At 69.0% G+C, this 21,525-nt stretch carries 14 protein-coding genes; 10 read left to right on the top strand and 4 right to left on the bottom strand.

Translation table 11 applies throughout. The features are described from left to right. Positions 1-85: 85 nt before the first annotated feature. On the bottom strand, positions 86-3,688 hold the full coding sequence (locus tag IE153_RS06135) for a LamG-like jellyroll fold domain-containing protein (RefSeq protein ID WP_189588738.1): 3,603 nt from the start codon (positions 3,686-3,688) through the stop codon (positions 86-88). A gap of 32 nt (positions 3,689-3,720) precedes the next feature. Next, positions 3,721-5,124 (bottom strand): integrin alpha, encoded by a 1,404-nt coding sequence (locus IE153_RS06130; RefSeq protein WP_229828849.1) that lies wholly within the window; start codon positions 5,122-5,124, stop codon positions 3,721-3,723. Positions 5,125-5,612: 488 nt separating this feature from the next. Here IE153_RS06130 and IE153_RS06125 point away from each other — a divergent pair, with 488 nt between their 5' ends. The 7 genes from IE153_RS06125 to IE153_RS06095 all read left to right on the top strand — a co-directional run bounded on the left by IE153_RS06125 (position 5,613) and on the right by IE153_RS06095 (position 14,970). Then, positions 5,613-7,607 carry a glycosyltransferase family 2 protein gene (locus IE153_RS06125; protein ID WP_189588737.1) on the top strand — a complete coding sequence of 665 codons (1,995 nt, stop codon included), beginning with the start codon at positions 5,613-5,615 and terminating at the stop codon, positions 7,605-7,607. 243 nt (positions 7,608-7,850) lie between these two features. After that, positions 7,851-8,897, top strand: a complete 1,047-nt coding sequence (locus IE153_RS06120) for an ABC transporter substrate-binding protein (protein ID WP_189588736.1) — start codon at positions 7,851-7,853, stop codon at positions 8,895-8,897. 34 nt (positions 8,898-8,931) lie between these two features. Further along, positions 8,932-9,786 (top strand): siderophore-interacting protein, encoded by an 855-nt coding sequence (locus IE153_RS06115; protein WP_189588735.1) that lies wholly within the window; start codon positions 8,932-8,934, stop codon positions 9,784-9,786. Positions 9,787-9,943: 157 nt separating this feature from the next. After that, positions 9,944-11,386, top strand: coding sequence for a lysine decarboxylase DesA (desA, locus tag IE153_RS06110; RefSeq protein WP_189588734.1), 1,443 nt, complete (start codon positions 9,944-9,946; stop codon positions 11,384-11,386). Beyond that, on the top strand, positions 11,370-12,656 hold the full coding sequence (locus tag IE153_RS06105; protein WP_189588733.1) for a lysine N(6)-hydroxylase/L-ornithine N(5)-oxygenase family protein: 1,287 nt from the start codon (positions 11,370-11,372) through the stop codon (positions 12,654-12,656). The genes desA and IE153_RS06105 overlap by 17 nt, the downstream gene beginning before the upstream one ends. Beyond that, positions 12,653-13,204 (top strand): GNAT family N-acetyltransferase, encoded by a 552-nt coding sequence (locus IE153_RS06100; RefSeq protein WP_189588732.1) that lies wholly within the window; start codon positions 12,653-12,655, stop codon positions 13,202-13,204. The genes IE153_RS06105 and IE153_RS06100 overlap by 4 nt, the downstream gene beginning before the upstream one ends. Beyond that, positions 13,201-14,970 carry an IucA/IucC family protein gene (locus IE153_RS06095; RefSeq protein WP_189588731.1) on the top strand — a complete coding sequence of 590 codons (1,770 nt, stop codon included), beginning with the start codon at positions 13,201-13,203 and terminating at the stop codon, positions 14,968-14,970. Before IE153_RS06100 ends, IE153_RS06095 begins: the two co-directional genes overlap by 4 nt. Positions 14,971-15,103: 133 nt before the next feature. Here IE153_RS06095 and IE153_RS06090 read toward each other — a convergent pair whose 3' ends face one another. Next, positions 15,104-16,693 (bottom strand): beta-N-acetylhexosaminidase, encoded by a 1,590-nt coding sequence (locus IE153_RS06090; protein WP_189588730.1) that lies wholly within the window; start codon positions 16,691-16,693, stop codon positions 15,104-15,106. A gap of 94 nt (positions 16,694-16,787) precedes the next feature. Between IE153_RS06090 and IE153_RS06085 the strand changes: the two genes are divergently transcribed. Further along, complete coding sequence (locus tag IE153_RS06085; protein ID WP_189588729.1) at positions 16,788-17,672, top strand: DUF4429 domain-containing protein; 885 nt, start codon at positions 16,788-16,790, stop codon at positions 17,670-17,672. A 9-nt stretch (positions 17,673-17,681) separates the two neighbouring features. Here IE153_RS06085 and IE153_RS06080 read toward each other — a convergent pair whose 3' ends face one another. Continuing rightward, on the bottom strand, positions 17,682-19,241 hold the full coding sequence (locus tag IE153_RS06080; protein ID WP_189588728.1) for a purple acid phosphatase family protein: 1,560 nt from the start codon (positions 19,239-19,241) through the stop codon (positions 17,682-17,684). A gap of 186 nt (positions 19,242-19,427) precedes the next feature. On the opposite strand from IE153_RS06080, the gene IE153_RS06075 reads away from it, so the two are divergent. Further along, positions 19,428-19,685, top strand: a complete 258-nt coding sequence (locus tag IE153_RS06075) for a hypothetical protein (RefSeq protein ID WP_030838058.1) — start codon at positions 19,428-19,430, stop codon at positions 19,683-19,685. A gap of 12 nt (positions 19,686-19,697) precedes the next feature. Then, on the top strand, positions 19,698-21,515 hold the full coding sequence (gene glmS, locus IE153_RS06070) for a glutamine--fructose-6-phosphate transaminase (isomerizing) (protein WP_031102631.1): 1,818 nt from the start codon (positions 19,698-19,700) through the stop codon (positions 21,513-21,515). Positions 21,516-21,525: the final 10 nt, after the last annotated feature.

Genomic DNA, 21,525 nt, shown 5'->3' with positions numbered 1-21,525 from the left:
GAGTGTTCGGGGGATGCAAGGGAAGCTGGTGCGCAAGGGCGAAGGAGCGAGCGGCCACCCGAGCCGCCCGCTCCGGGCTGACGTGTCAGGCCGAGGATTCCTCGATGCTGGCGCCGGCCGGCAGGACCGAGACCATCGCCATCAGCGCGGCATCGAGGGGGCCCTGATACACACGAACCTCGTCGATGGCGCCGGAGAGGTACTCGCCTGCCGTGGCTCCGGTCAGCGCACGGCCGACCTGGAGGCTCGTCGTGTTGAAGTCCCAGGTGTTGTCCCAGGCCGTCTTGCCCACCGCCGTACCGTTGACGTAGAGGACCACTTCGCCGAAGACCGCGTTGTAGACCAGCGCAAGGTGATCTCCGGCTCCCTGTGAACTCGGCACACGATTCGGGTCGAGCACCGTCACCGGAGTGGTGGAACCGGCCTCGGTCGCCACAAGCTGCCACCGGGCCGCTGCCGCGCTGTACTTCACCCTGATCGCGTTGCCGCTGCTTCCGGACAGGGCGAGCACCGTCTGGTCCGTTGCCGGCTTCGCCGAGGCGAGCCGGGCCCGGGCGGTGAGAGTGAAGCTGTCCTCCCGGGAAAGCAGCCCGGCGGGTCGCGTCGCGTAGGCGCCGGTGCCGTTCAGGGCCAGGTGGCCGTCGCCCCACAGCGGCGCGGCGGGTGGTGTGCACTCCGGATCGGCCGCGGGGTCGCAGGAATCGTCCGGCACATAGACGGAAGCCCTTCCGCCCAGGGTCAGACCGGTGCCGCCCGCCGCCTCCGGGGACAGGCCGGCCGCCGCCTCGTCCAGCTGCCAGTAGGCAAGCTGGTGGGGCTGGATGCCACCGAGCTGCTGCCCTTCGGTGGGCGGGATGACGCGGTCGTGCAGCTTGACGTCGGCCACGCTGCCCTTGAGGTGGCTGGTGTATCCCCCGAGGTCGATCCTGCGGCCGATCTGGAGCGCTCCGGCGGCGTTCCATGCCGTATGGCGCGCTTGGACGTCGTCATCGACGAGCACGCCGTTCACGTAGAGCATCATCTTGCCGAGTTCGGCGTCGTAGACACCGATGAGGTGAGTCCAGCTACCGGCCACGGCCGCCGCGCCGGAGACCTTCCAGGAGCCGAGGGACTCGATGTCACTCACGGGGATGCGGAAGGTCCAGGACGCGCTGTCGACGTCGTACCCCAGCTCGAAGCCGGGCTGAGCGGTGCCGTCCTGGCTGACCACGTTGACGTTCTCGGTGGGCAGCGTGGGCAGCATCACCCAGGCGCTCACGGAGAAGGTGCCACTGGTGTCGACAGCGGACTTGCCGGCGTCGAGATAGGCGTTCTCCGTCCCGTCCAGCGACGCCGCGGTATCGGCGGAGCCCAGAGGCCCGTCCGCTTCGAACGTCACTCCCGAACCGGCGGCCGCGTCCGGTGCTCCACTGCTGCCCGCGGCCTTCGAGGAGTTCTTCGCGTCACCGAGTGTCCAGGCCGCCACCGGGGCCCGCCCGTCGCTGACCAGGAAGACATGACTCGTCGGCGTCTTCTGCGGGTTGCCCGCGCCGTCGACCGCGGTGACATGCAGGGTGTACGAGCCCTCGGCAGGTGGCATCCAGCGGATGGTGGCCGAGCCCCCGGCAGACCGCGGGTTCACTGTCTTACGGGCGGTGTCCGCCTGAGGGCCCGTGAAGTAGTACCTGTACTGCGTCACGTCCGGTGCCGGTGAGTCCATCGTGAAGTCGCCGTAGTCGCCGATACCGGCGTGCCGCTCATCGTCACTCGGGTACTGGGCCGATGTGACCGCGGCAGCCTGGGGCTTGGTGTCGTCGAAGATGAACTCGCAGCGCGTCTGGTCACCATCGCTGGACCAGGGCCCTGGCGCCTTCTGATCGTAGCCACGGACCGCCCAGCCTATGACGGTGTTCTTGGGCAGGGAGAATCCTGCGTGCTCATCGCTCGACAGGTCGGAACCGACGGTGTACTTGAATGTCGCCTGGCCGGTCTGACCGTCCTTGCTCGCGTCGACGGTGCTCTTCTTTCCCGTCTTCGCATAGTGGACGACCTCCGCTCCGGAGCTGTTGGTCCACCACACCTTGAACTCGGCCTGCAGCGTCTCCGAGTTGGAGCCCAGGTCGCCGTGATCGTAGTCCTTGACGACGGCGTACAGGGCCGGAGGCCTGGTCACGTAGTGCTCGGTGGCCCGCCCGTATTCGCATGTGTCGCCGGGCGTCATGCTCAGGTCGTCCTGGTCCGGCCGGAGCGGTGGCCGGTTGTAGGTCACGGAGAGATGCGCGTTGCCGCAGAAGCGCTTCCAGTACGAGGTGTCCGACTCGCTGGCGGCCTTGAGGCGGAACGTCGTGGTGTCCCAGCCGTTGTCGGCGGCCTTCTGGACGGTGCCCGTGACACCGAAGCGCACGTTCTGGTTGGTCGAGGTGCACGAACCCGCGGGATTGGTCGGTGACTTGGAGGCGACGGTCTCCTTGGAAGAGGGCTGGTTGGACCAGTTCGTCGACGAGTTGATCGCGCTCGCGCCCGTGCTGTTGACCCGGGCGAGTTGCACCTCGCGTCCGGAGTCGCTGTAGGTGTGCACCATCGTCACGGCGAACTCGGCGCTGACGATGTCCTTGCCCTTGAAACCACCGGTCGGTATCGCGAAGAACTGGCGCTTGACGTCGCTGTTGCTGGAACAGCGGTACGACACGTCGGAGGGGCATCTGCCCAAGCCCTCGTCGTCGCCGAACTTCCAGAACTCGGCGGTCGAGTAGTGCGACGACACCATGGTCCACCCGCTGCGGTTCGCCGTCTTGACCACGGGGTCGATGTAGACCGGGTAGACGGTGTCCGCGTCGGCGAGCATGCCCGCGTCGGGAGTGAGGGTCATGGTGCCGGGCGTCAGGTCCACGGCGACGTCGGCCACCTGGGCGCCGTCCGGCGGAGTGATCGTTTCTTCCTCAGCCGTTTCCGGGGCGGAGGGCTCTGGGGCCGCGCCCTTGCTGGAGTCCCACATGATGGGCTGTGGGGCTTCGAAGACGTCTCCTCCGGCTCCGCTGTCGGTGGCGGTGAGGCCGCCGTCCGATGTCTCCGACAGTTCCAGCGAGGACGTGTCGACCGGCAGTTCCAGCCTCGCCAGCTCCGGGTTGGCCGCGGCCTCGGCGCTCTTGACGACCAGGACGTGCGAGAAGCCCTCGGCACTCGCCGTCACCTTGAGGTCGACGCCCGGCAGTACGTTGGTGTACGTGGCGGTCGAGCCCTCCGCCGTGGGCTCGGGCAGCTTTTCGGGCCAGTCCAGGGCAAGCGTGCGACCGTCCTTCTCGATCTCGGCGAAGGTGGTGTTTCCGCCTCCGGAGAAGGACATGGCGGTCAGTGCGGCCTTCGGCGCGAGGGTGCCGTTCTTCCGCTGGACCAGCGTCGTGTCGATGTCCGTCCACGTGCCGTTCTTCCGGACGCGGACCGGCTGCACGTACTCGCTGCTGGTGAAGGTCCCGTCCGGGTTGGCCACGGTGGTGCTGCGCTCGTCACGCAGGCTGACGACCTCGACCGGCTTGCCGGACTGCGCGGCTCTGATGCGAGCATCGGCCATACTGAGGGCCGGAGTCGCGGGATTCTCGGTCGGGTTCGTATCGGCGGCGACGGCCTTCTCGGCGGGCGCACCGCTCATACCGGCCGCGAGCAGGGCCACGAGCGTGGCGGCGACAGTGGCCGTACGGCGTCGGGTGATCATCGTGGCGCGTTTCCCTCTTCCCGATCCGCTGCTCATCCGACCGTTCCGAACGCCGCGCCCTCGTTGGGCAGCCCGCCCGAGCCGGGCAGGTAGGTCGTGGTGCCGACCTTGGTCGTGCCGTCGATGTCCGTCCAAGGGAGCACGTGGAGCACTCCCTTGGGGGAGTCGGAGGCCTTGCTGTGCGGGATCCCGACGTAAAGGTTGACGGAGCCCGAGTTCAAGGCCATGCCGTTGTAGTCGCGGGCAGTCGCGGTTCCCGGCAGCCCCGCGCCACGGACGAGGATCTTGTCGGCCGCGCCCACCGCTGCGTCGAGCGGGCGGAGGATCCGGACGGCTCCAGCGTCCTTGGCCGTCGTGGTGTCCCTACCGGGCACACCGACGGCGAGCCGGACGGACGCGGAGGTCGTGACGGCCGCGGTGTCGGTGTTGGCGATCGTCACGCGCTGCCCCATGAAGTCACCGGCAGCCGGGGTCTCTCCGAGGTCCACGGCGTCGATCGCCGCCAACTCCGTGTACGTGCCGGACGGCTGGACACGGAAGACCGCCGCACCCCCGGCGTCGGTGCTCTTGTCGATGTCCTCGCCCGGCGTCCCGACAGCCAGCAGGACGTCCGAGTTGTACGTCTGATCGCCGGGCCGGTAACCCGTCATGGAGAGCGACGTACCGAACCCGTCGCCTGCCTCGGCTGCCCCGCCGATTCCTGGGCCCTCCTGGTCGAGTCCCACGAGGGGGGTGGGCAGTCCGCCGACCATGGTGTGGCTGAAGACACTGACACCGCCGGCGAACTTGGCGTCTCCGATCGCCTCGCCCGGTGCGCCCACGGCGAAGAACCGGTTCGTTCCCGCGAGTGAGTAACCGAAGCGGTCATGCGCCTCGACGTCGCCGGGGACGTTCGGGTCCTTCTGGCTGACCGACACCTTCGTCGTCCCCTGGAGGTAGGCGATGCAGCCCGCGTCGGTGTACGTCGTCCCGCCCACGGTGACGTTCTCACCGGGTATTCCGACGACGAGGTACGGCGTGCCGTTCGCGGTTCCTCCGGCCCTCACCGCGTAACCGAACCAGTCGTACGCCTCGGTGGAGGTGCCGGAGTCGAGCTCCGACTGGGTGTAGCCCTCCACTTTCGAGCCCGCGCCGATGCCGGTCGGAGTGCCGTGGATGACGTACACCGCTCCGGCGTCGACCAGTCGGCCCCCGTCCTTGGCGACGTCCTCGTACGGGGCCCCCACGACCAGGTCGGTGCATCCGTCCCCGTCCATGTCGTACACCGAGCGGGAGAAGCCGAACTGATCACCGGCTTCGGGGGACGCGCTCATGCCGCTCGTCGCCTGGGAGATCTCCGACACTCCCTTGCCGCCGCCCAGTACGACGCGCACCAGCCCGGCTGCCTTGGCTCCGTTCACTGTCGCGGTCGGGTCGGCTATGACCGTGTCGGTCACGCCGTCGCCGTTGAAGTCACTCGATGTTCCCGCCGTGCACGTGGCTGCCGCGGCCTGCGGCGAACTCAATGACAAGCCGCATATAGCCAAGGCAAAGACGCCTGTAGTCGCGGCCAATACCCAGCCCGGACGCATACGCGTACGCACACCCCACCCCTTGGGTTCATCCGGGCAAGACCCACCCCCGCCCGCTATGAAAGTTGTAAGCGCAGACTAAAAATGGCGCGGGTAAAGAATGTCAACCCTTCACCGTCACGAACCAGATGCCACAACACAACCCCGGGTTGCGGACAAATCACCCATCAGGCCAACTGGCCGAAACCAGCTCCGAGCTGCGAGTCCTTCATGAGGCCACTTTGCAGACACTATTACTCCATGGTATCTTTACGCCCCATATGGCACCTCCCCATGCCCGGATTGACCACCGGGCGGGCTCTGACCAAGCCAAAAAAGGGGAGCGTGCCTCGTTTCCCCGGGGGAGCTTTCCGATGGCCGGCCCTGCCGTTTCCGTGGTTCTCGCTGCGTACAATGCGATGCCTTACATCACGCGCTGCATCACCTCCGTCGCCGACCAAAGCATCGGCGCCGAAGCATTGGAAATCCTGGCCGTCGATGACGGTTCGACGGACGGGACGAGTGAAGAGCTCGACCGTCTCGCGAAGGAATACCCGACGCTCTTACAGGTCTTCCACCAGTCGAATTCCGGTGGTCCGTCGGCCCCGCGGAACAAGGGGCTCGACCACGCCCGAGGGACGTTCGTCTTCTTCCTGGACGCCGACGACCATCTGGCCCCCGAAGCACTGGAACGCATGGCCGCCATGGCCGAGGCGAACGGCACGGACATCGTGCTCGGCAAGATGGTGGGGGTCGGCGGGCGCGGAGCGCCCACCTCGATGTTCCGGCGCAACCAACCACGCACCGACGTGTTCTCGTCCCGCGTGTACTGGACCCTCAACCCCATGAAGCTGTTCCGCCGCGACCTGCTGGAGCGGCTTGACCTGCGGTTCCCGACCGACCTGAAGATCGGCGAGGATCAGCTCTTCGTCGCCCCCGCCTATCTGCACGCGAACGGCATCTCCGTCGTCGCGGACTACGACTGCCTGTACTGGGTCGAGCGGGAGGACAGCGGCAACATCACCCTGCGGACCGGTGGTTCCGAGCCCCGGCTGCGCTTCCTGCCCCGCATGGTCGATCTGCTCCTGGAACAGGTGCCTCCCGGCCCCGACCGTGACCACCTGGCCCACCGCCACCTGACCGTCGAAGTGCAGCAGCTCCTCGATCACCTGGTGCACGAGCCCCGCCCCGAGCAGGAGAAGGCCCTGGCCCGGCTCGCCGAGGTCATCGCCCCGCTGTGGCACGAAGGGCTGAACGACCGGCTGTCGGCGATGGCCCGCCTGCGCCTGCACCTCGTACGGCACACCATGCTGGACGAACTGCTCGAACTGGTCCGCTTCGAGAGCGAACTGGGCCGGAAGGGCGTCGCCACACCCGTCCTCGTGGACGGCGGCCGCGCCTACGCCCGCTACCCCTACCTTCGCGACCCGTCCCGCGGCATCCCCGACGCCTGCTACGACGTCACTCGCCGGCTCGGGGTGCGCCACCGCGTCACCCGCGCCGAGCTGCAAGGATCCTCGCTGCACCTGACCGGCCACGGCTACCTGCACCGGATCGCGACCGAGGACGTCACCACCGAGCTCCTCCTGCGCGAACGGGACAGCGGCACGGAGTACCGGCTGCCGGTCGCGCACACCCCCACCCCCGGTCTCGGCGCAGAGGATGACGAGGGCCACTACGTCTACGAGACGGCCGGCTTCGAGGTCTCCGTCGACGTCGACACCGCCGCGGACGGCAGCGAACTGCCCGACGGACTGTGGGACATCTCCCTCGTCATCGGCGCCCAGGGCATCAGCCGAGCTGTGCGCATCGGCAGCAAGCGGGACGCATCCGTGTCGGGAGCCGCAGCCACGCACATCGTGGACAGGGGCGGCCAGGCCCGCGCCGTCACGCTCTACACCACCACACCGCACGGCAACTTCACCCTCGACATCGGCGAGCGCAAGCATGGCGTGCTGCGGCAGGTGAGCGTGTCCACGGTGCGGTGGGCGGCGGACGCGCCCACCGAGCTGGAGTTCGGCGTTCGCTGCACCCTCGCCGGCTTCCCCGACGGCGCTCTCGCCGTCCACCTGGAGGACGGCCGGGGCGGCACCGCCGTCTTCCCGGCCCATGCCTCGCCGTCCGGCGCCGACCTCGTCGTGCGGGTGCCGGTCGCCGACCTGCCGGCGGGGCTGTGGGCCGGACAACTGCGGCTCGGCGGCTGGGCGTGGGGCCTGCCGCCGGTCCCCGAGGACCTCGTTCCCGCCAAGTGGCGCCGCCGCGGCCTCCCTTGGTATGCGAAGCCCGCGGCGGACCAGGGCGAGGCCTTCGCTCTTCAGGTCTCCCGTACCGACCTGGTCAGGGCCGTGGCGCGCCGGCTCAAGCCGTAGGCCCGGACCCGGTTGGACGTACCGTGCAACGCCGTGGGCGCCGACCCGACGGAAGGTGCCCGCGTACGGCACCCTCGTGATCCGGATCACTGCATCCTCAGGCATCCAGGCCCTCACCATCGGGCACACACCCCCCGACCCCCTGGACAAGATCTCAGGTTAGGCTAACCTAAGGTCGATCTCAGCCACGGGGCTGTCGGCCATGCCCGCAGTGGCTCCGTACGCACGAAAGCAGACCCAGTCATGTCGAACGCCAGAACCGCCCGTTACTCCCGCCGCGGCCTGCTCGCCGCCGGTGGTGCTCTCGGGCTCGGCGCCCTCGTGACCGCGTGTGGCAGTGAGGACTCCAAGGACGGCGGCGGCTCGGACGCGAAGGGTGCCGCCAAGTCCGGCCCCTGGTCGTTCAAGGACGACCGCGGCAAGACCGTGAGCCTGGACCACGTCCCCACGAAGATCGTCGCGTTCACCGGTGTCGCCGCCGCCCTGTACGACTACGGCATCGAGGTCAAGGGCGTCTTCGGCCCGACCAAGACCAAGGACGGCAAGGCCGACGTCCAGGCCGGCGACATGGACGTCAGCAAGCTGACCGTCTTCGGCAACAGGTTCGACCAGTTCAACGTCGAGCAGTACGCGGCCTTCCAGCCCGAGGTGCTCATCACCACCACCTTCGACGCCGCCGGCAGCCTGTGGTACGTCCCGCTGGCATCCAAGGACAAGATCGCCAAGCTCGCCCCGAGCGTGGCCGTCTCGGTCTTCGACCGTCAGATGCCGAAGCCGCTGCAGCGCATGGCCGAGCTCGCCCAGTCGCTCGGCGCCGACCTGAAGGCCGCGAAGGTCGTCGAGGCGAAGAAGCGCTTCGAGGCCGCCTCCGAGCGGCTGCGCAAGGCCGCCAAGTCCCGCCCCGAGATCAAGGTGCTGGCCGGTTCCGCCTCGGACGCCATCTTCTACGTCTCCGGCTCCAACTTCTCCATCGACCTGGAGTACTTCAAGGCCCTCGGCGTGAACTTCGTCGAGCCCCCGAAGAAGGCCATGGAGGCCAACGGCGGCTGGTTCGAGAACCTCAGCTGGGAGAACGTCGACAAGTACCCGGCGGACGTCATCATGATGGACGACCGCGCCTCGACCATCCAGCCGGCCGACATCACCGAGGCGACCTGGAAGAAGCTGCCCGCGGTCAAGGCCGGTCAGGTCATCTCGCGTTCGCCCGAGCCGATCCTGTCGTACGACAAGTGCACGCCTCTCGTGGAGAACCTCGCGAAGGCCATCGAGTCGGCCAAGAAGGTCGCCTGACCCCCTGCCCCTTCCTGACGTCCAGGAGCCGCACGTGACCACCGCCGTAGCCGCCCCGTTCCGCTTCTTCTCCCTCCAGGTCCTGCGGACGAGGCGGCTCGGGCCGTCTCTGGTCCGGGTCACCTTCGGCGGGCCCGATCTGCACGCCTTCCACTCCGACGGGCGCGACCAGTCCCTCTCGCTGTTCCTGCCGCACCCCGGGCAGCCCGAGCCGGTCGTCCCGCTCGAACTCGGGGACGGCTGGTGGCAGGGCTGGCGTGAACTCCCGGACGACGTACGGGCCGTGATGCGGTCGTACACCCTGCGCGCCCTGCGCCGCGACCCGGACGAGATCGACATCGACTTCGCCCTGCACGGCACCGAGCCGGGCGCCACGGTCCAGGCCGGCCCCGCCTCCCGCTGGGCCGCCCGGGCCGCCGCCGGTGACCGGGTCCTGCTGCTCGGGCCGGCCGTCGCCGACAACCGGGCGATCCGGTTCCGGCCGCCCGAGGACACCGACCTCGTCGTCGTCTGGGGCGACGAGACCGCCGTACCGGCCGCCTCGGCCATCGTCGAGGCGCTGCCGGCCGGCACCCGCGCCCGGGTCTGGCTGGAGGTCCCGCACGCCGGCGACATCCAGGACCTGGCGACCGAGGCCGACGCCGAGATCACCTGGCTGGTCCGGGACGAGAGGGGCACCGCGGGGTCCCCCATGACCCTCGACGCCCTCCGTGCCGCCCATCTGCCCCCGGCGGAGCGTCCGTACGTCTGGATCGCCGGCGAGTCCGGATGCGTGAAGGAGCTGCGCCGGCACTTCGTGCGCGACCGCGGGGTCGACCGCCGCAGGGTGACGTTCGTCGGCTACTGGCGGCGCGGCGCGAGCGAGGAGCAGCTGCGGGCGGAGGCGTAGCCGCAGCTCACCGGCGATGAGGTGACACGAGTGACCACCGTCACGGCAGGGCCTGCTCTTACCTCGGTCAAGTTAGGTTAGGCTTACCTAAGTTCTGGACGCCGGAGACCAGCCCATCCCGTCCCACACCGGACTGTCCCCACCGGAGGACCCCCACATGCGCTCGCACCTGCTCAACGACACCACCGCGGAGCAGTACCGCCGCTCCGTGACCGACGGAGTCGAGCGGGTGGCCGCCAAACTCGCCGCCACCGACCGGCCGTTCACCGGCATCACCGTCGACGCGCTCTCCCCGCGCATCGACGAGATCGACCTCGACCAGCCGCTGCACGACACCGGCGCGGTGCTCGACGAACTGGAGGACGTCTACCTCCGGGACGCGATCTACTTCCACCACCCCCGCTACCTGGCCCACCTCAACTGCCCGGTCGTCATCCCGGCGGTGCTCGGCGAGGCCGTCCTGTCCGCCGTGAACTCCTCGCTGGACACCTGGGACCAGTCGGCCGGCGGCACACTCATCGAGCGGAAACTGATCGACTGGACGACCGAGCGGATCGGCCTCGGCCCGGCCGCCGACGGCGTGTTCACCTCGGGCGGCACCCAGTCCAACCTCCAGGCGCTGCTGCTGGCCCGCGAGGAGGCCAAGAGCAACGACCTCTCCGAACTGCGCATCTTCGCCTCCGAGGTCAGTCACTTCAGCGTGAAGAAGTCCGCGAAGCTGCTCGGGCTCGGCCCGGACGCCGTGGTCTCCATACCCGTCGACCACGACAAGCGCATGCAGACCGTCGCGCTCGCCCGCGAGCTGGAGCGCTGCGCCAAGGACGGCCTCGTCCCCATGGCCGTCGTCGCCACCGCCGGCACCACCGACTTCGGCTCCATCGACCCGCTGCCCGAGATCGCCGAGCTGTGCGAGCAGTTCGGCACCTGGATGCACGTCGACGCCGCCTACGGCTGCGGCCTGCTGGCCTCCCTGAAGCACCGGGACCGCATCAGCGGCATCGAGCGCGCCGACTCGGTCACCGTCGACTACCACAAGTCCTTCTTCCAGCCGGTGAGTTCCTCGGCCGTGCTCGTGCGGGACGCCGCCACGCTCCGCCACGCCACCTACCACGCCGAGTACCTCAACCCGCGGCGCATGGTGGAGGAGCGCATCCCCAACCAGGTGGACAAGTCCCTGCAGACCACCCGCCGCTTCGACGCCCTCAAGCTGTGGATGACCCTGCGGACCATGGGCGCCGACGGCATCGGGCAGCTCTTCGACGAGGTGTGCGACCTGGCCCGGGAGGGCTGGAAGCTGATCGCCGCCGACCCGCGCTTCGACGTCGTCGTCGAGCCGAGCCTGTCGACGCTGGTCTTCCGCTACATCCCGGCGGCCGTCACCGACCCCGCCGAGATCGACCGCGCCAACCTCTACGCCCGCAAGGCCCTGTTCGCCTCCGGTGACGCCATCGTCGCGGGCACCAAGGTCGCAGGCCGCCACTACCTGAAGTTCACCCTGCTCAACCCCGAGACGCAGGCGTCCGACATCGCCGCCGTCCTCGACCTGATCGCCGGCCACGCCGAGCAGTACCTGGGAGAGTCCCTTGACCGCGCGTCCTGACAACCCGGCCCCCCTTCCCGCGACTCATGACTTCGTGGGGATCGGGCTCGGCCCCTTCAACCTCGGCCTGGCCTGCCTGACCGAGCCGATCGACGAGCTCGACGGCGTCTTCCTGGAGTCGAAGCCCGACTTCGAGTGGCACGCGGGCATGTTCCTGGACGGCGCCCACCTCCAGACCCCGTTCATGTCGGACCTGGTCACCCTCGCCGACCCGACGTCCCCGTACTCCTTCCTGAACTACCTGAAGGAGAAGGGCCGACTGTACTCGTTCTACATCCGCGAGAACTTCTACCCGCTGCGCGTCGAGTACGACGACTACTGCCGCTGGGCCGCGGGCAAACTGAGCAGCATCCGCTTCGGCACGACGGTCGCCGAGGTGACGTACGAGGACGAGCTCTATGTCGTGCGTACCACCGCCGGGGACACCTACCGGGCCCGTCGCCTGGTCCTCGGCACCGGCACCCCGCCCTACATACCCGAGGCCTGCCAGGGCCTGGGCGGCGACTTCCTGCACAACTCCCGCTACCTGGACAGCAAGGCGGAGCTGCAGAAGAAGGACTCGATCACCCTGGTCGGCTCGGGCCAGTCGGCCGCCGAGATCTACTACGACCTGCTCAGCGAGATCGACGTCCACGGCTACCGGCTGAACTGGGTCACCCGCTCCCCGCGCTTCTTCCCGCTGGAGTACACCAAGCTCACGCTGGAGATGACGTCCCCGGAGTACGTCGACTACTTCCGCGAGCTGCCCGAGGCGACCCGCTACCGCCTCACGGCCGAGCAGAAGGGCCTGTTCAAGGGCATCGACGGCGACCTCATCAACGAGATCTTCGACCTGCTCTACCAGAAGAACCTCGGCGGCCCCGTCCCCACCCGGCTGCTCACCAACTCCTCGCTGCACAGCGCGCGGTACGAGAACGGCACGTACACGCTCGGCTTCCGCCAGGAGGAGCAGGGCAAGGACTTCGAGCTGGACTCGCAGGGCCTGGTCCTGGCGACCGGCTACAAGTACGCCGAGCCGGAGTTCCTGGCCCCCGTGAAGGACCGCCTGGTCTACGACTCGCAGGGCAACTTCGACGTCGCCCGCAACTACGCGATCGACGTCACCGGCCGGGGCATCTTCCTGCAGAACGCCGGCGTCCACACGCACAGCATCACCAGCCCGGACCTCGGCATGGGCCCGTACCGGAACGCGTACATCATCCGCGAGCTGCTCGGCAGCGAGTACTACCCGGTCGAGAAGAGCATCGCGTTCCAGGAGTTCGCCGTATGAGCGCCACCACCGGCATCGGAACGCTCACCGTCCGCCCGCTCGACCCCCTGAAGGACGCCGAGCTGCTGCACTCGTGGGTCACCCACCCCAAGGCGGCCTACTGGATGATGCAGGACGCGAAACTCCAGGACGTCGAACGCGAGTACATGCGGATCGCCGCGCACGAGCACCACGACGCCTACATCGGTCTGCACGAGGGCCGCCCGGCGTTCCTGATGGAGAAGTACGACCCCCGGTACGTCGAGCTGGAAGGCCTGTACGACCCGGAGCCCGGTGACGTCGGCATGCACTTCCTGGTGGCGCCGACCGACCGGCCGATCCACGGTTTCACCAGGGCCGTCATCACCGCCGTGATGGACGAGCTGTTCGCCGACCCGCGCACCCGCCGGGTCGTGGTGGAGCCCGACGTGAGCAACAAGGCAGTACATGCGCTCAACGAGGCCGTCGGCTTCGTGGCCGAGCGCGAGATCGACAAGCCGGAGAAGCGCGCGCTGCTCAGCTTCTGCACGCGCGCACAGTTCCTGGCTGCCCGAGGAGTGGCGATATGACCCTGTCCGACGCCGTGGCACACCTGTCCCCCGAGCGCTGGGAGCAGGCCAACCGCCTGCTGGTCCGCAAAGCGCTCGCAGAGTTCGCGCACGAGCGGCTGATCACCCCCGAGCAGGACGGCGACAGTTACGTCGTCCGCAGCGACGACGGCCTGACGAACTACCGGTTCTCCGCCGACCGCCGCGCCCTGGACCACTGGCAGGTCGACGCCGCCTCCATCACCCGTCACCGGGACGGCGCCGAACTCCCGCTCGCCGCCCTGGACTTCTTCATCGAACTGCAGAAGTCCCTGGGCCTGAGCGACGACATCCTGCCGGTCTACCTGGAGGAGATCTCCTCCACCCTCTCCGGCACCTGCTACAAGCTCACCAAGCCGAAAACCACGGCGGCCGAGCTGGCCCGCGGCGACTTCCAGGCCATCGAGACCGGCATGACCGAGGGCCACCCCTGCTTCGTCGCCAACAACGGCCGGCTCGGCTTCGGCATCCACGAGTACCTGTCGTACGCGCCGGAGACGGCGAGCCCGGTCCGCCTGGTCTGGCTGGCCGCGCACCGCTCACGGGCGGCCTTCACGGCCGGTGTCGGCGTCGAGTACGAGTCGTTCCTGCGCGAGGAGCTGGGCGAGAGGACCGTCGAGCGCTTCCACGGCGTCCTGCGCGAGGCGGGCCTGGACCCCGCCGACTACCTGTTCATCCCGGTCCACCCCTGGCAGTGGTGGAACAAGCTCACCGTCACCTTCGCCGCCGAGGTCGCACGGGGGCACCTGGTGTGCCTGGGCGAGGGCGACGACGAGTACCTGGCCCAGCAGTCCATCCGGACGTTCTTCAACCGGACCAGCCCCGAGAAGCACTACGTCAAGACCGCGCTGTCGGTCATCAACATGGGCTTCATGCGCGGTCTGTCGGCGGCGTACATGGAGGCCACCCCGGCGATCAACGACTGGCTGGCCCAGCTCATCGAGGGCGACCCGGCGCTGCGGTCCACGGGCCTGTCGATCATCCGGGAGCGCGCGGCGGTCGGCTACCGGCACCTGGAGTACGAGCAGGCGACGGACCGCTACTCGCCGTACCGCAAGATGCTCGCCGCGCTGTGGCGGGAGAGCCCGGTGCCGTCCCTCCAGGAGGGCGAGTCACTGGCGACCATGGCGTCCCTGGTCCACGTCGACCACCAGGGGGCGTCCGTCGCGGGCGCCCTGATCGAGCAGTCGGGCCTCACCCCGAAGGAGTGGCTGCGCCGCTACCTCCAGGCCTACTTCACGCCCCTCCTGCACAGCTTCTACGCCTACGACCTGGTGTTCATGCCGCACGGCGAGAACGTCATCCTGGTGCTGAAGGACGGGGTCGTGCAGCGCGCGATCTACAAGGACATCGCCGAGGAGATCGCGGTCATGGACCCGGACGCGGTGCTGCCGCCGACGGTCGAGCGGCTCCGCGTGGAGGTCCCGGAGGACAAGAAGCTCCTGTCGATCTTCACGGACGTCTTCGACTGCTTCTTCCGCTTCCTCGCGGCGAACCTCGCCACCGAGGGAATCCTGGAGGAGGACGACTTCTGGCACACGGTCGCGGAGGTCACCCGCGCCTACCAGGACTCGATGCCCGAACTCGCCGACAAGTTCAAGCAGTACGACATGTTCGCCCCCGAGTTCGCCCTCTCCTGCCTCAACCGCCTCCAGCTCCGCAACAACGAGCAGATGGTCGACCTGTCGGACCCGTCGGGCGCCCTCCAGCTGGTGGGCACCCTGAGGAACCCGATAGCGGACCTCTGACCTCACAGACAGACGCGCACCCCCGGTGTACGGTCCACCGGGGGTGCGCGTCTTTTTGGGGGCGCGGGGAACTGCGCAATCTTTTAGGGGCGCGGGGAACTGCGCGACCAGCCCCCACCGGCCCGCAGAGACATCACCCCCCGCCGGCTCCCCACGGAACCTGCGGCGACCGATACCACTCAATACCCAGGACATTCCACCGCTCAGCCTGCGCAGCAAGCCGCCCCTTGTACCGCTCCCAGTCATGAGAAGCCGCCGACGACCACCCCAACTCGGCAACACCGGGCAACCGCGGAAACGCCATGAACTCCACATGCTCGGAGTTCTCCAGCGTCTCCGACCACATCGGCGCCTCGACACCCCGTACGGCCCCGCCCGGCACCCCCGGCAGATACGCCCCGGGATCCCAGTCGTAGGACCGCTTCACCTCGACATACCCCGCCCAGGACAACCCCAGCGGCGTCTCCTTCGTGTACTTCATGTCGAGATACACCCGGTCCGCCGGGGACAGAATCAGCCCGGTCCCGTTCTGCGCGGCCTTCACCACCCGCGCCTTCTCCTCGGCACTGGTGCCGTCCAGCCCCCAGTACTGGGCGAGAGCACCCTTCGCCGGGGTCGCCCCGGTCAGCTGGTGCCAGCCCACCACCGTCTTGCCGTACTTCGCGACGATCGGCTGCACCCGGTCCATGAACTTCACGTAGTCCTCATGGCTGGTGGAGTGCGCCTCGTCTCCCCCGATGTGGAGGTACCTGCCCGGCGTGAGCGCGGCGAGTTCCCGGATCACGTCGTCCACGAAGTCGTACGTGATGTCCTTGCCGGCGCACAGCGAGCTGAAGCCGACCTCGGTGCCGGTGTAGAGCGGCGGCGCCACCCCGTCGCAGTTCAGGTCGGCATAGGAGGCGAGGGCCGCGTTCGTGTGGCCGGGCATGTCGATCTCGGGCACGACCTCCAGGTGGCGGGAGGAGGCGTAGCGCACGATCTCCCGGTAGTCGGCCTTGGTGTAGAAGCCGCCGGGGCCGCCGCCCACCTCCGTGGAACCGCCGTACGTGGCCAGGCGCGGCCAGGAGTCGATGGCGATGCGCCAGCCCTGGTCGTCGCTGAGGTGCAGATGCAGCTTGTTGATCTTGTAGAGGGCGAGCTGGTCGATGTAGCGCTTGACCTGCTCGACGGTGAAGAAGTGGCGGGAGACGTCGAGCATGGCGCCGCGCCAGCCGTAGCGCGGGGTGTCCGTGATCGTGCCGCCGGCGACCAGCCAGGGGCCGGGCTGGACGGAGTCCTTCTCGACGGCCGCGGGCAGGAGCTGGCGCAGGGTCTGCACGCCGTGGAAGAGCCCGGCGGGCTTGGCGGCGGTGATGGTGACGCCGCCCCGGCCGCTGTCGAGCCGGTAGCCCTCGGCCCCGAACGGGCCCTCGGCCAGGCGCAGTCGGATGCCCCCGGCGCCCTGGGCGGTGACGGGCAGGCGGTAGCCGGTCGAGGGGCGAAGGATCTTCGCGAGGTACTCGCCGACGTCCCGGGTCTCGCGGGATCCGTCGACGCGGATGTGGGTGCCGCGGGTGATCCGGTACGGGGATCCGCCCGGGGTGACCGAGGCGGGCGCGGGGATCACCCGGTCGAGCGGGGTGGGCGATGCCGCCGGTGCGGGAGCGGCCCCGGTCACCGAGGCGGCCATCGCGACCAGCAGCAGGGAACCGAGCAGGCGGAGCGTTCTGCGGTGCTGTCTCACACGGCCATCTCTCACAAGCGTGTCCCTTCACGAGCCGTTGAGCTCCAGGAGGTCTGGACCACTCTCTCGTGAGACGGGTGGAACAATCCACCCCATGGCGGAAATCATCCAGAAGGACGGTACGTGGGCCTTCGACGGGGACGCGCTGCGACTGACTCCCGGACGGGACAAGAACGTCAGTCTGTTGCGCAAGGAGCTGGGTGAACTGAACGTCCCGCTGGGGGCGTTGGCGGGCGTTTCCCTGGAGCAGGGCAAGAAGTCGGGGCGGCTCAGGCTCCGGCTGCGCGACGGCGCCGACCCGCTGCTGCACGCGACCGGCGGCCGGCTCACCGAGCCCCACGACCCGTACCAGCTGATCGTGGAGGCCGACCGCTACGGCGTCGCCGAGTACTTCGTGGACGAGGTCCGCAGCGCCCTGCTGCTCGACCAGGTCCCCGCCGGCCCGGTCGACGCCTATCTGCTGCCGGGCCCGTCGGTCCCCCTGTCGGTCTCCGCCGGGGACGGCACCGCCGGTTTCGACGGCGAGCGCATACGCCTGGAGTGGAACTGGAAGACGGAGGACGCCAAGGCCGCCGCCGGCGCCCGCACGCTCCCGCTCGCCGACATCACGGGTGTGGAGTGGCACCCGGCGGCCGGTCTGGAGAACGGCCACCTGCGCTTCACCGTGCGGCACGCGCCCACCAAGACCCCGCCCAAGTACGACCCCAACGCCGTGGAGCTGTGGGGCTTCAAGAAGGACCCGCTGATGGCGCTGGTCGCGGCGGCGGTCCAGGCCAGGCTTCCGCACCCGGCCCGGGCCGCCGCCGCACACCCGGTGGACGCGCGACCGGAGCTGCCCTCTCCTGCGGTCGCGTCCGCCGAGGACGACCACGACGCCCTGCTGCGCCGCCTGCGCGAGCTCGGGGAACTGCACCGCGCGGGCGTGCTGACGGACGACGAGTTCGCCCTGGCCAAACAGGCGATCCTCAAGCGGATGTAGGACGCGCGCCTACTTCGCCCGGCGGGCCACCGTGAAGTGGTCGACCTGGTCCCCGGTCTCGGCGATGCCGCGCACCGTCAGCGTGGCCAGGCGCCCCTTCGGCGCGGGGGTGACGTCCACGCGCAGGAAGGAGTAGTCGAGGTAGCGCACCCGGGACCAGGCGACGGTCTCGTTCTGCTTGCCGCCCTTGACGTTGACGAACGAGGCCACGGACTCCACGTCGTGCTCGTTGCCCTCGTACGACAGCGGGGCGCTGAACGCGTAGAGGCTGCGGCCCGCCGCACCGGCCGTCACATAGACCACGCCGTCGGTCTCGGGGTAGGCCGTGCCGCCGATGGGGAGCTTCTTGGTGACCTTGTTCCCCTTGATCACGTCGGTGCGCTCGTACTGGTGGTTGTGGCCGTTGATGACCAGGTCCACCGTGTACTTCTCGAAGAGCGGCACCCACTCCTGCCGGACCCCGCCCTCGGAGGCGTGGGAGGTGGAGGTGCAGTAGGCGCAGTGGTGGAAGAACACGACGATGAAGTCGATGTCGTGGGAGGCCCGGTACTTCCTGAGCTGCGTCTCCAGCCACGTGGTCTGGGTGCCGCCGGAGATGCCGAGGTTGGCCGGGATCTCGAAGGAGATGTCGTTGGCGTCGAGCGAGATGATCGCTGTGTTGCCGTGGACGAAGGAGTAGACGCCCGGGAGGTTCTTCTTGTCGGGGCCGTTGCCGGGCAGCGTCCAGCGGGCCTCCTCGCCGCCGTAGCCGCCCGGCGAGTACCAGGCCTCCATGTCGTGGTTGCCGAAGGCGGGCATCCAGGGGACGGACTTGGCGACGGACTCGGTCTGGGCGAGGAACTGGTCCCAGATCCGCGAGTCGAAGCCGGTGTCGGAGGTCTGGCCGGAGCCGGACGGGTCGGCGTAGGCGATGTCGCCGGCGTGCAGGTGGAAGGCCGGGTTCTGGCCGAGCAGCAGGGCGTTGTTGGCCAGGCCGTGGTAGCTCACGCCCTCGTCGCCGAAGGCCGTGAAGGTGAACGGCGCCTTGTGCGCGGGGGCGGTGGTGAAGGTGCCGAGGGTGCCCAGCAGGTGCGGTGCGGCCGGGTCGAAGCCCTGGTGGCCGACGCCGTAGTAGTACGTACGGCCCGGCTTCAGATGGGTCAGCTTGGCGTGGACGTAGTACTGGGTGTGGTTGCCGCTCGTGCCGACACCGGCGGGCGTGAAGAGGGTGCGGACCTCGGCGTCGATCTTGCGGGAGAGGTCCGTGGGGTGGGCGCCGATCCGGATGAAGGGCTTCTTGACGGCGACCGGGACCTGCCAGGAGACGGTCATCTCGGTGCGCGGGTCGGTGCCGTAGGCGAGGTGACGGCCGAAGGGGGCCACATGGGCGCCGTCGACGGTCTCGGTGCCGGGGCGGCCGCTCGGGACGGCGGCCTGGGCGGTGGCGCCGGGCACGAACGCGCCACCCGTGACGGCGCCCAGCGTGACGGCGCCGCCTCTGATCATCGTGCGCCGGGAGAACCTGGCGCGCAGGTACTCGTGCTGCTCGGCCATGGTCATGCGCTCGGCGAGCCGCTCGGGTACGCCCATACGAGGAGTGTCCATGGCGTCCAAAAATCGACGCCTCGGGCAACGGGATTCCGGACACCCGGTGGACGCGTCACGAACAAGCCCTCATGACACGTTCAACGTTCCCCCAAAGGATCCCCGCAGGCGCTTGCCCGAAGTCGGGCAGAATTCTTGCGAAAGCGTCGCCGGTGCCCCAAGATCTAGCGAGTGCACGACGAACTCGTTGATCATCTGACGCGGTCCACCGCCCTCGGGCGGGGCGAGGCGCTGCGCGTGATCCAGGACGTGCTCGCCTACTTCGACGAGACGACCGAGGAGTACGTCCGTCGCCGCCACCGCGAGCTCCAGGCCCAGGGCCTGGTCAACGCGGCGATCTTCGAGCGGATCGAGGCGGATCTCAAATACCGCGCGGTGGCCCCGCCGGAGCTCTCGCTCCGGCAGCTGCGGCGCATCGTCTACGGCTAGGAATACGTATACATGTGCGGAATCGTCGGTTACATCGGGAAGCGTGACGTCGCGCCCCTCCTCCTGGAGGGCCTGCAGCGTCTGGAGTACCGCGGCTACGACTCCGCGGGCATCGTCGTCACGTCCCCGAAGACGTCCGGCCTGAAGATGGTCAAGGCCAAGGGCCGCGTGCGTGACCTGGAGGCCAAGGTCCCGGCGCGCTTCAAGGGCACGACCGGTATCGCCCACACCCGCTGGGCCACCCACGGCGCCCCGTCCGACGTCAACGCCCACCCGCACATGTCGGCCGACAACAAGGTCGCCGTCGTGCACAACGGCATCATCGACAACGCCTCCGACCTGCGCCGCAAGCTGGAGGCGGACGGCGTCGAGTTCCTCTCCGAGACCGACACCGAGGTCCTCACCCACCTCATCGCCCGCGCGCAGGCGCCCAAGCTGGAGGACAAGGTCCGCGAGACCCTCCGGCTCGTCGAGGGCACGTACGGCATCGCCGTCATGCACGCCGACTTCCCCGACCGGATCGTCGTCGCCCGCAACGGCTCCCCGGTCGTCCTCGGCATCGGCGAGAAGGAGATGTTCGTCGCGTCGGACATCGCCGCGCTGGTCGCCCACACCCGCCAGATCGTCACCCTCGACGACGGCGAGATGGCCACCCTGAAGGCCGACGACTTCCGCACCTACACCACGGAGGGCACTCGCACCACGGCCGAGCCCACCACCGTGGAGTGGGAGGCCGCCTCCTACGACATGGGCGGCCACGACACCTACATGCACAAGGAGATCCACGAGCAGGCCGACGCCGTGGACCGCGTGCTGCGCGGCCGCATCGACGACCGCTTCTCCACCGTGCACCTGGGCGGCCTGAACCTGGACGCCCGCGAGGCCCGGCGGATCCGCCGCGTGAAGATCCTCGGCTGCGGCACCTCGTACCACGCGGGCATGATCGGCGCCCAGATGATCGAGGAACTGGCGCGCATCCCCGCCGACGCCGAGCCCGCCTCGGAGTTCCGCTACCGCAACGCCGTCGTCGACCCCGACACCCTCTACGTCGCGGTCTCCCAGTCCGGCGAGACCTACGACGTCCTGGCCGCCGTGCAGGAGCTCAAGCGCAAGGGCGCCCGCGTCCTCGGCGTGGTGAACGTGGTCGGCTCGGCGATCGCCCGCGAGGCGGACGGCGGCATCTACGTGCACGCCGGCCCGGAGGTCTGTGTCGTCTCCACCAAGTGCTTCACCAACACCACGGTGGCCTTCGCCCTCCTCGCCCTCCACCTGGGCCGCACCCGCGACCTGTCGGTCCGGGACGGCAAGCGGATCATCGAGGGCCTGCGCAAGCTGCCCGCCCAGATCGCCGAGATCATGGAGCACGAGGACGACGTCAAGAAGCTGGCCCTGCAGTTCGCCGAGGCCCGCTCGATGCTCTTCATCGGCCGCGTCCGGGGCTACCCGGTGGCCCGCGAGGCCTCCCTGAAGCTCAAGGAGGTCTCCTACATCCACGCCGAGGCCTACCCCGCCTCGGAGCTCAAGCACGGCCCGCTGGCCCTGATCGAGCCGGCCCTCCCGACGGTCGCGATCGTCCCCGACGACGACCTGCTGGAGAAGAACCGCGCCGCCATGGAGGAGATCAAGGCGCGCAGCGGCAGGATCCTCGCGGTGGCCCACCAGCCCCAGGAGAAGGCCGACGAGACGATCGTCGTCCCGAAGAACGAGGACGAACTCGACCCCATCCTGATGGGCATTCCGCTCCAGCTGCTGGCATACCACACGGCGTTGGCGCTCGGCCGCGACATCGACAAGCCCCGCAACCTCGCCAAGTCGGTGACGGTGGAGTAGAGGCCCTCCT

This window comes from Streptomyces massasporeus (assembly GCF_014648995.1).
Taxonomy (GTDB): Bacteria; Actinomycetota; Actinomycetes; order Streptomycetales; family Streptomycetaceae; genus Streptomyces; species Streptomyces massasporeus.
The sequence above is the reverse complement of the archived record's forward strand: the minus strand, read 5'-3'. Positions and strand labels throughout refer to the sequence as shown.

Bases quoted from the DNA above. Each gene is read 5' to 3' on its own strand.
- IE153_RS06135 (WP_189588738.1), bottom strand. From the start codon at position 3,688: ATGATCACCCGACGCCGTACGGCCACTGTCGCCGCCACGCTCGTGGCC.
- IE153_RS06125 (WP_189588737.1), top strand. From the start codon at position 5,613: ATGGCCGGCCCTGCCGTTTCCGTGGTTCTCGCTGCGTACAATGCGATG.
- IE153_RS06120 (WP_189588736.1), top strand. From the start codon at position 7,851: ATGTCGAACGCCAGAACCGCCCGTTACTCCCGCCGCGGCCTGCTCGCC.
- desA (WP_189588734.1), top strand. From the start codon at position 9,944: ATGCGCTCGCACCTGCTCAACGACACCACCGCGGAGCAGTACCGCCGC.
- IE153_RS06100 (WP_189588732.1), top strand. From the start codon at position 12,653: ATGAGCGCCACCACCGGCATCGGAACGCTCACCGTCCGCCCGCTCGAC.
- IE153_RS06095 (WP_189588731.1), top strand. From the start codon at position 13,201: ATGACCCTGTCCGACGCCGTGGCACACCTGTCCCCCGAGCGCTGGGAG.
- IE153_RS06085 (WP_189588729.1), top strand. From the start codon at position 16,788: ATGGCGGAAATCATCCAGAAGGACGGTACGTGGGCCTTCGACGGGGAC.
- IE153_RS06080 (WP_189588728.1), bottom strand. From the start codon at position 19,241: ATGGGCGTACCCGAGCGGCTCGCCGAGCGCATGACCATGGCCGAGCAG.
- glmS (WP_031102631.1), top strand. From the start codon at position 19,698: ATGTGCGGAATCGTCGGTTACATCGGGAAGCGTGACGTCGCGCCCCTC.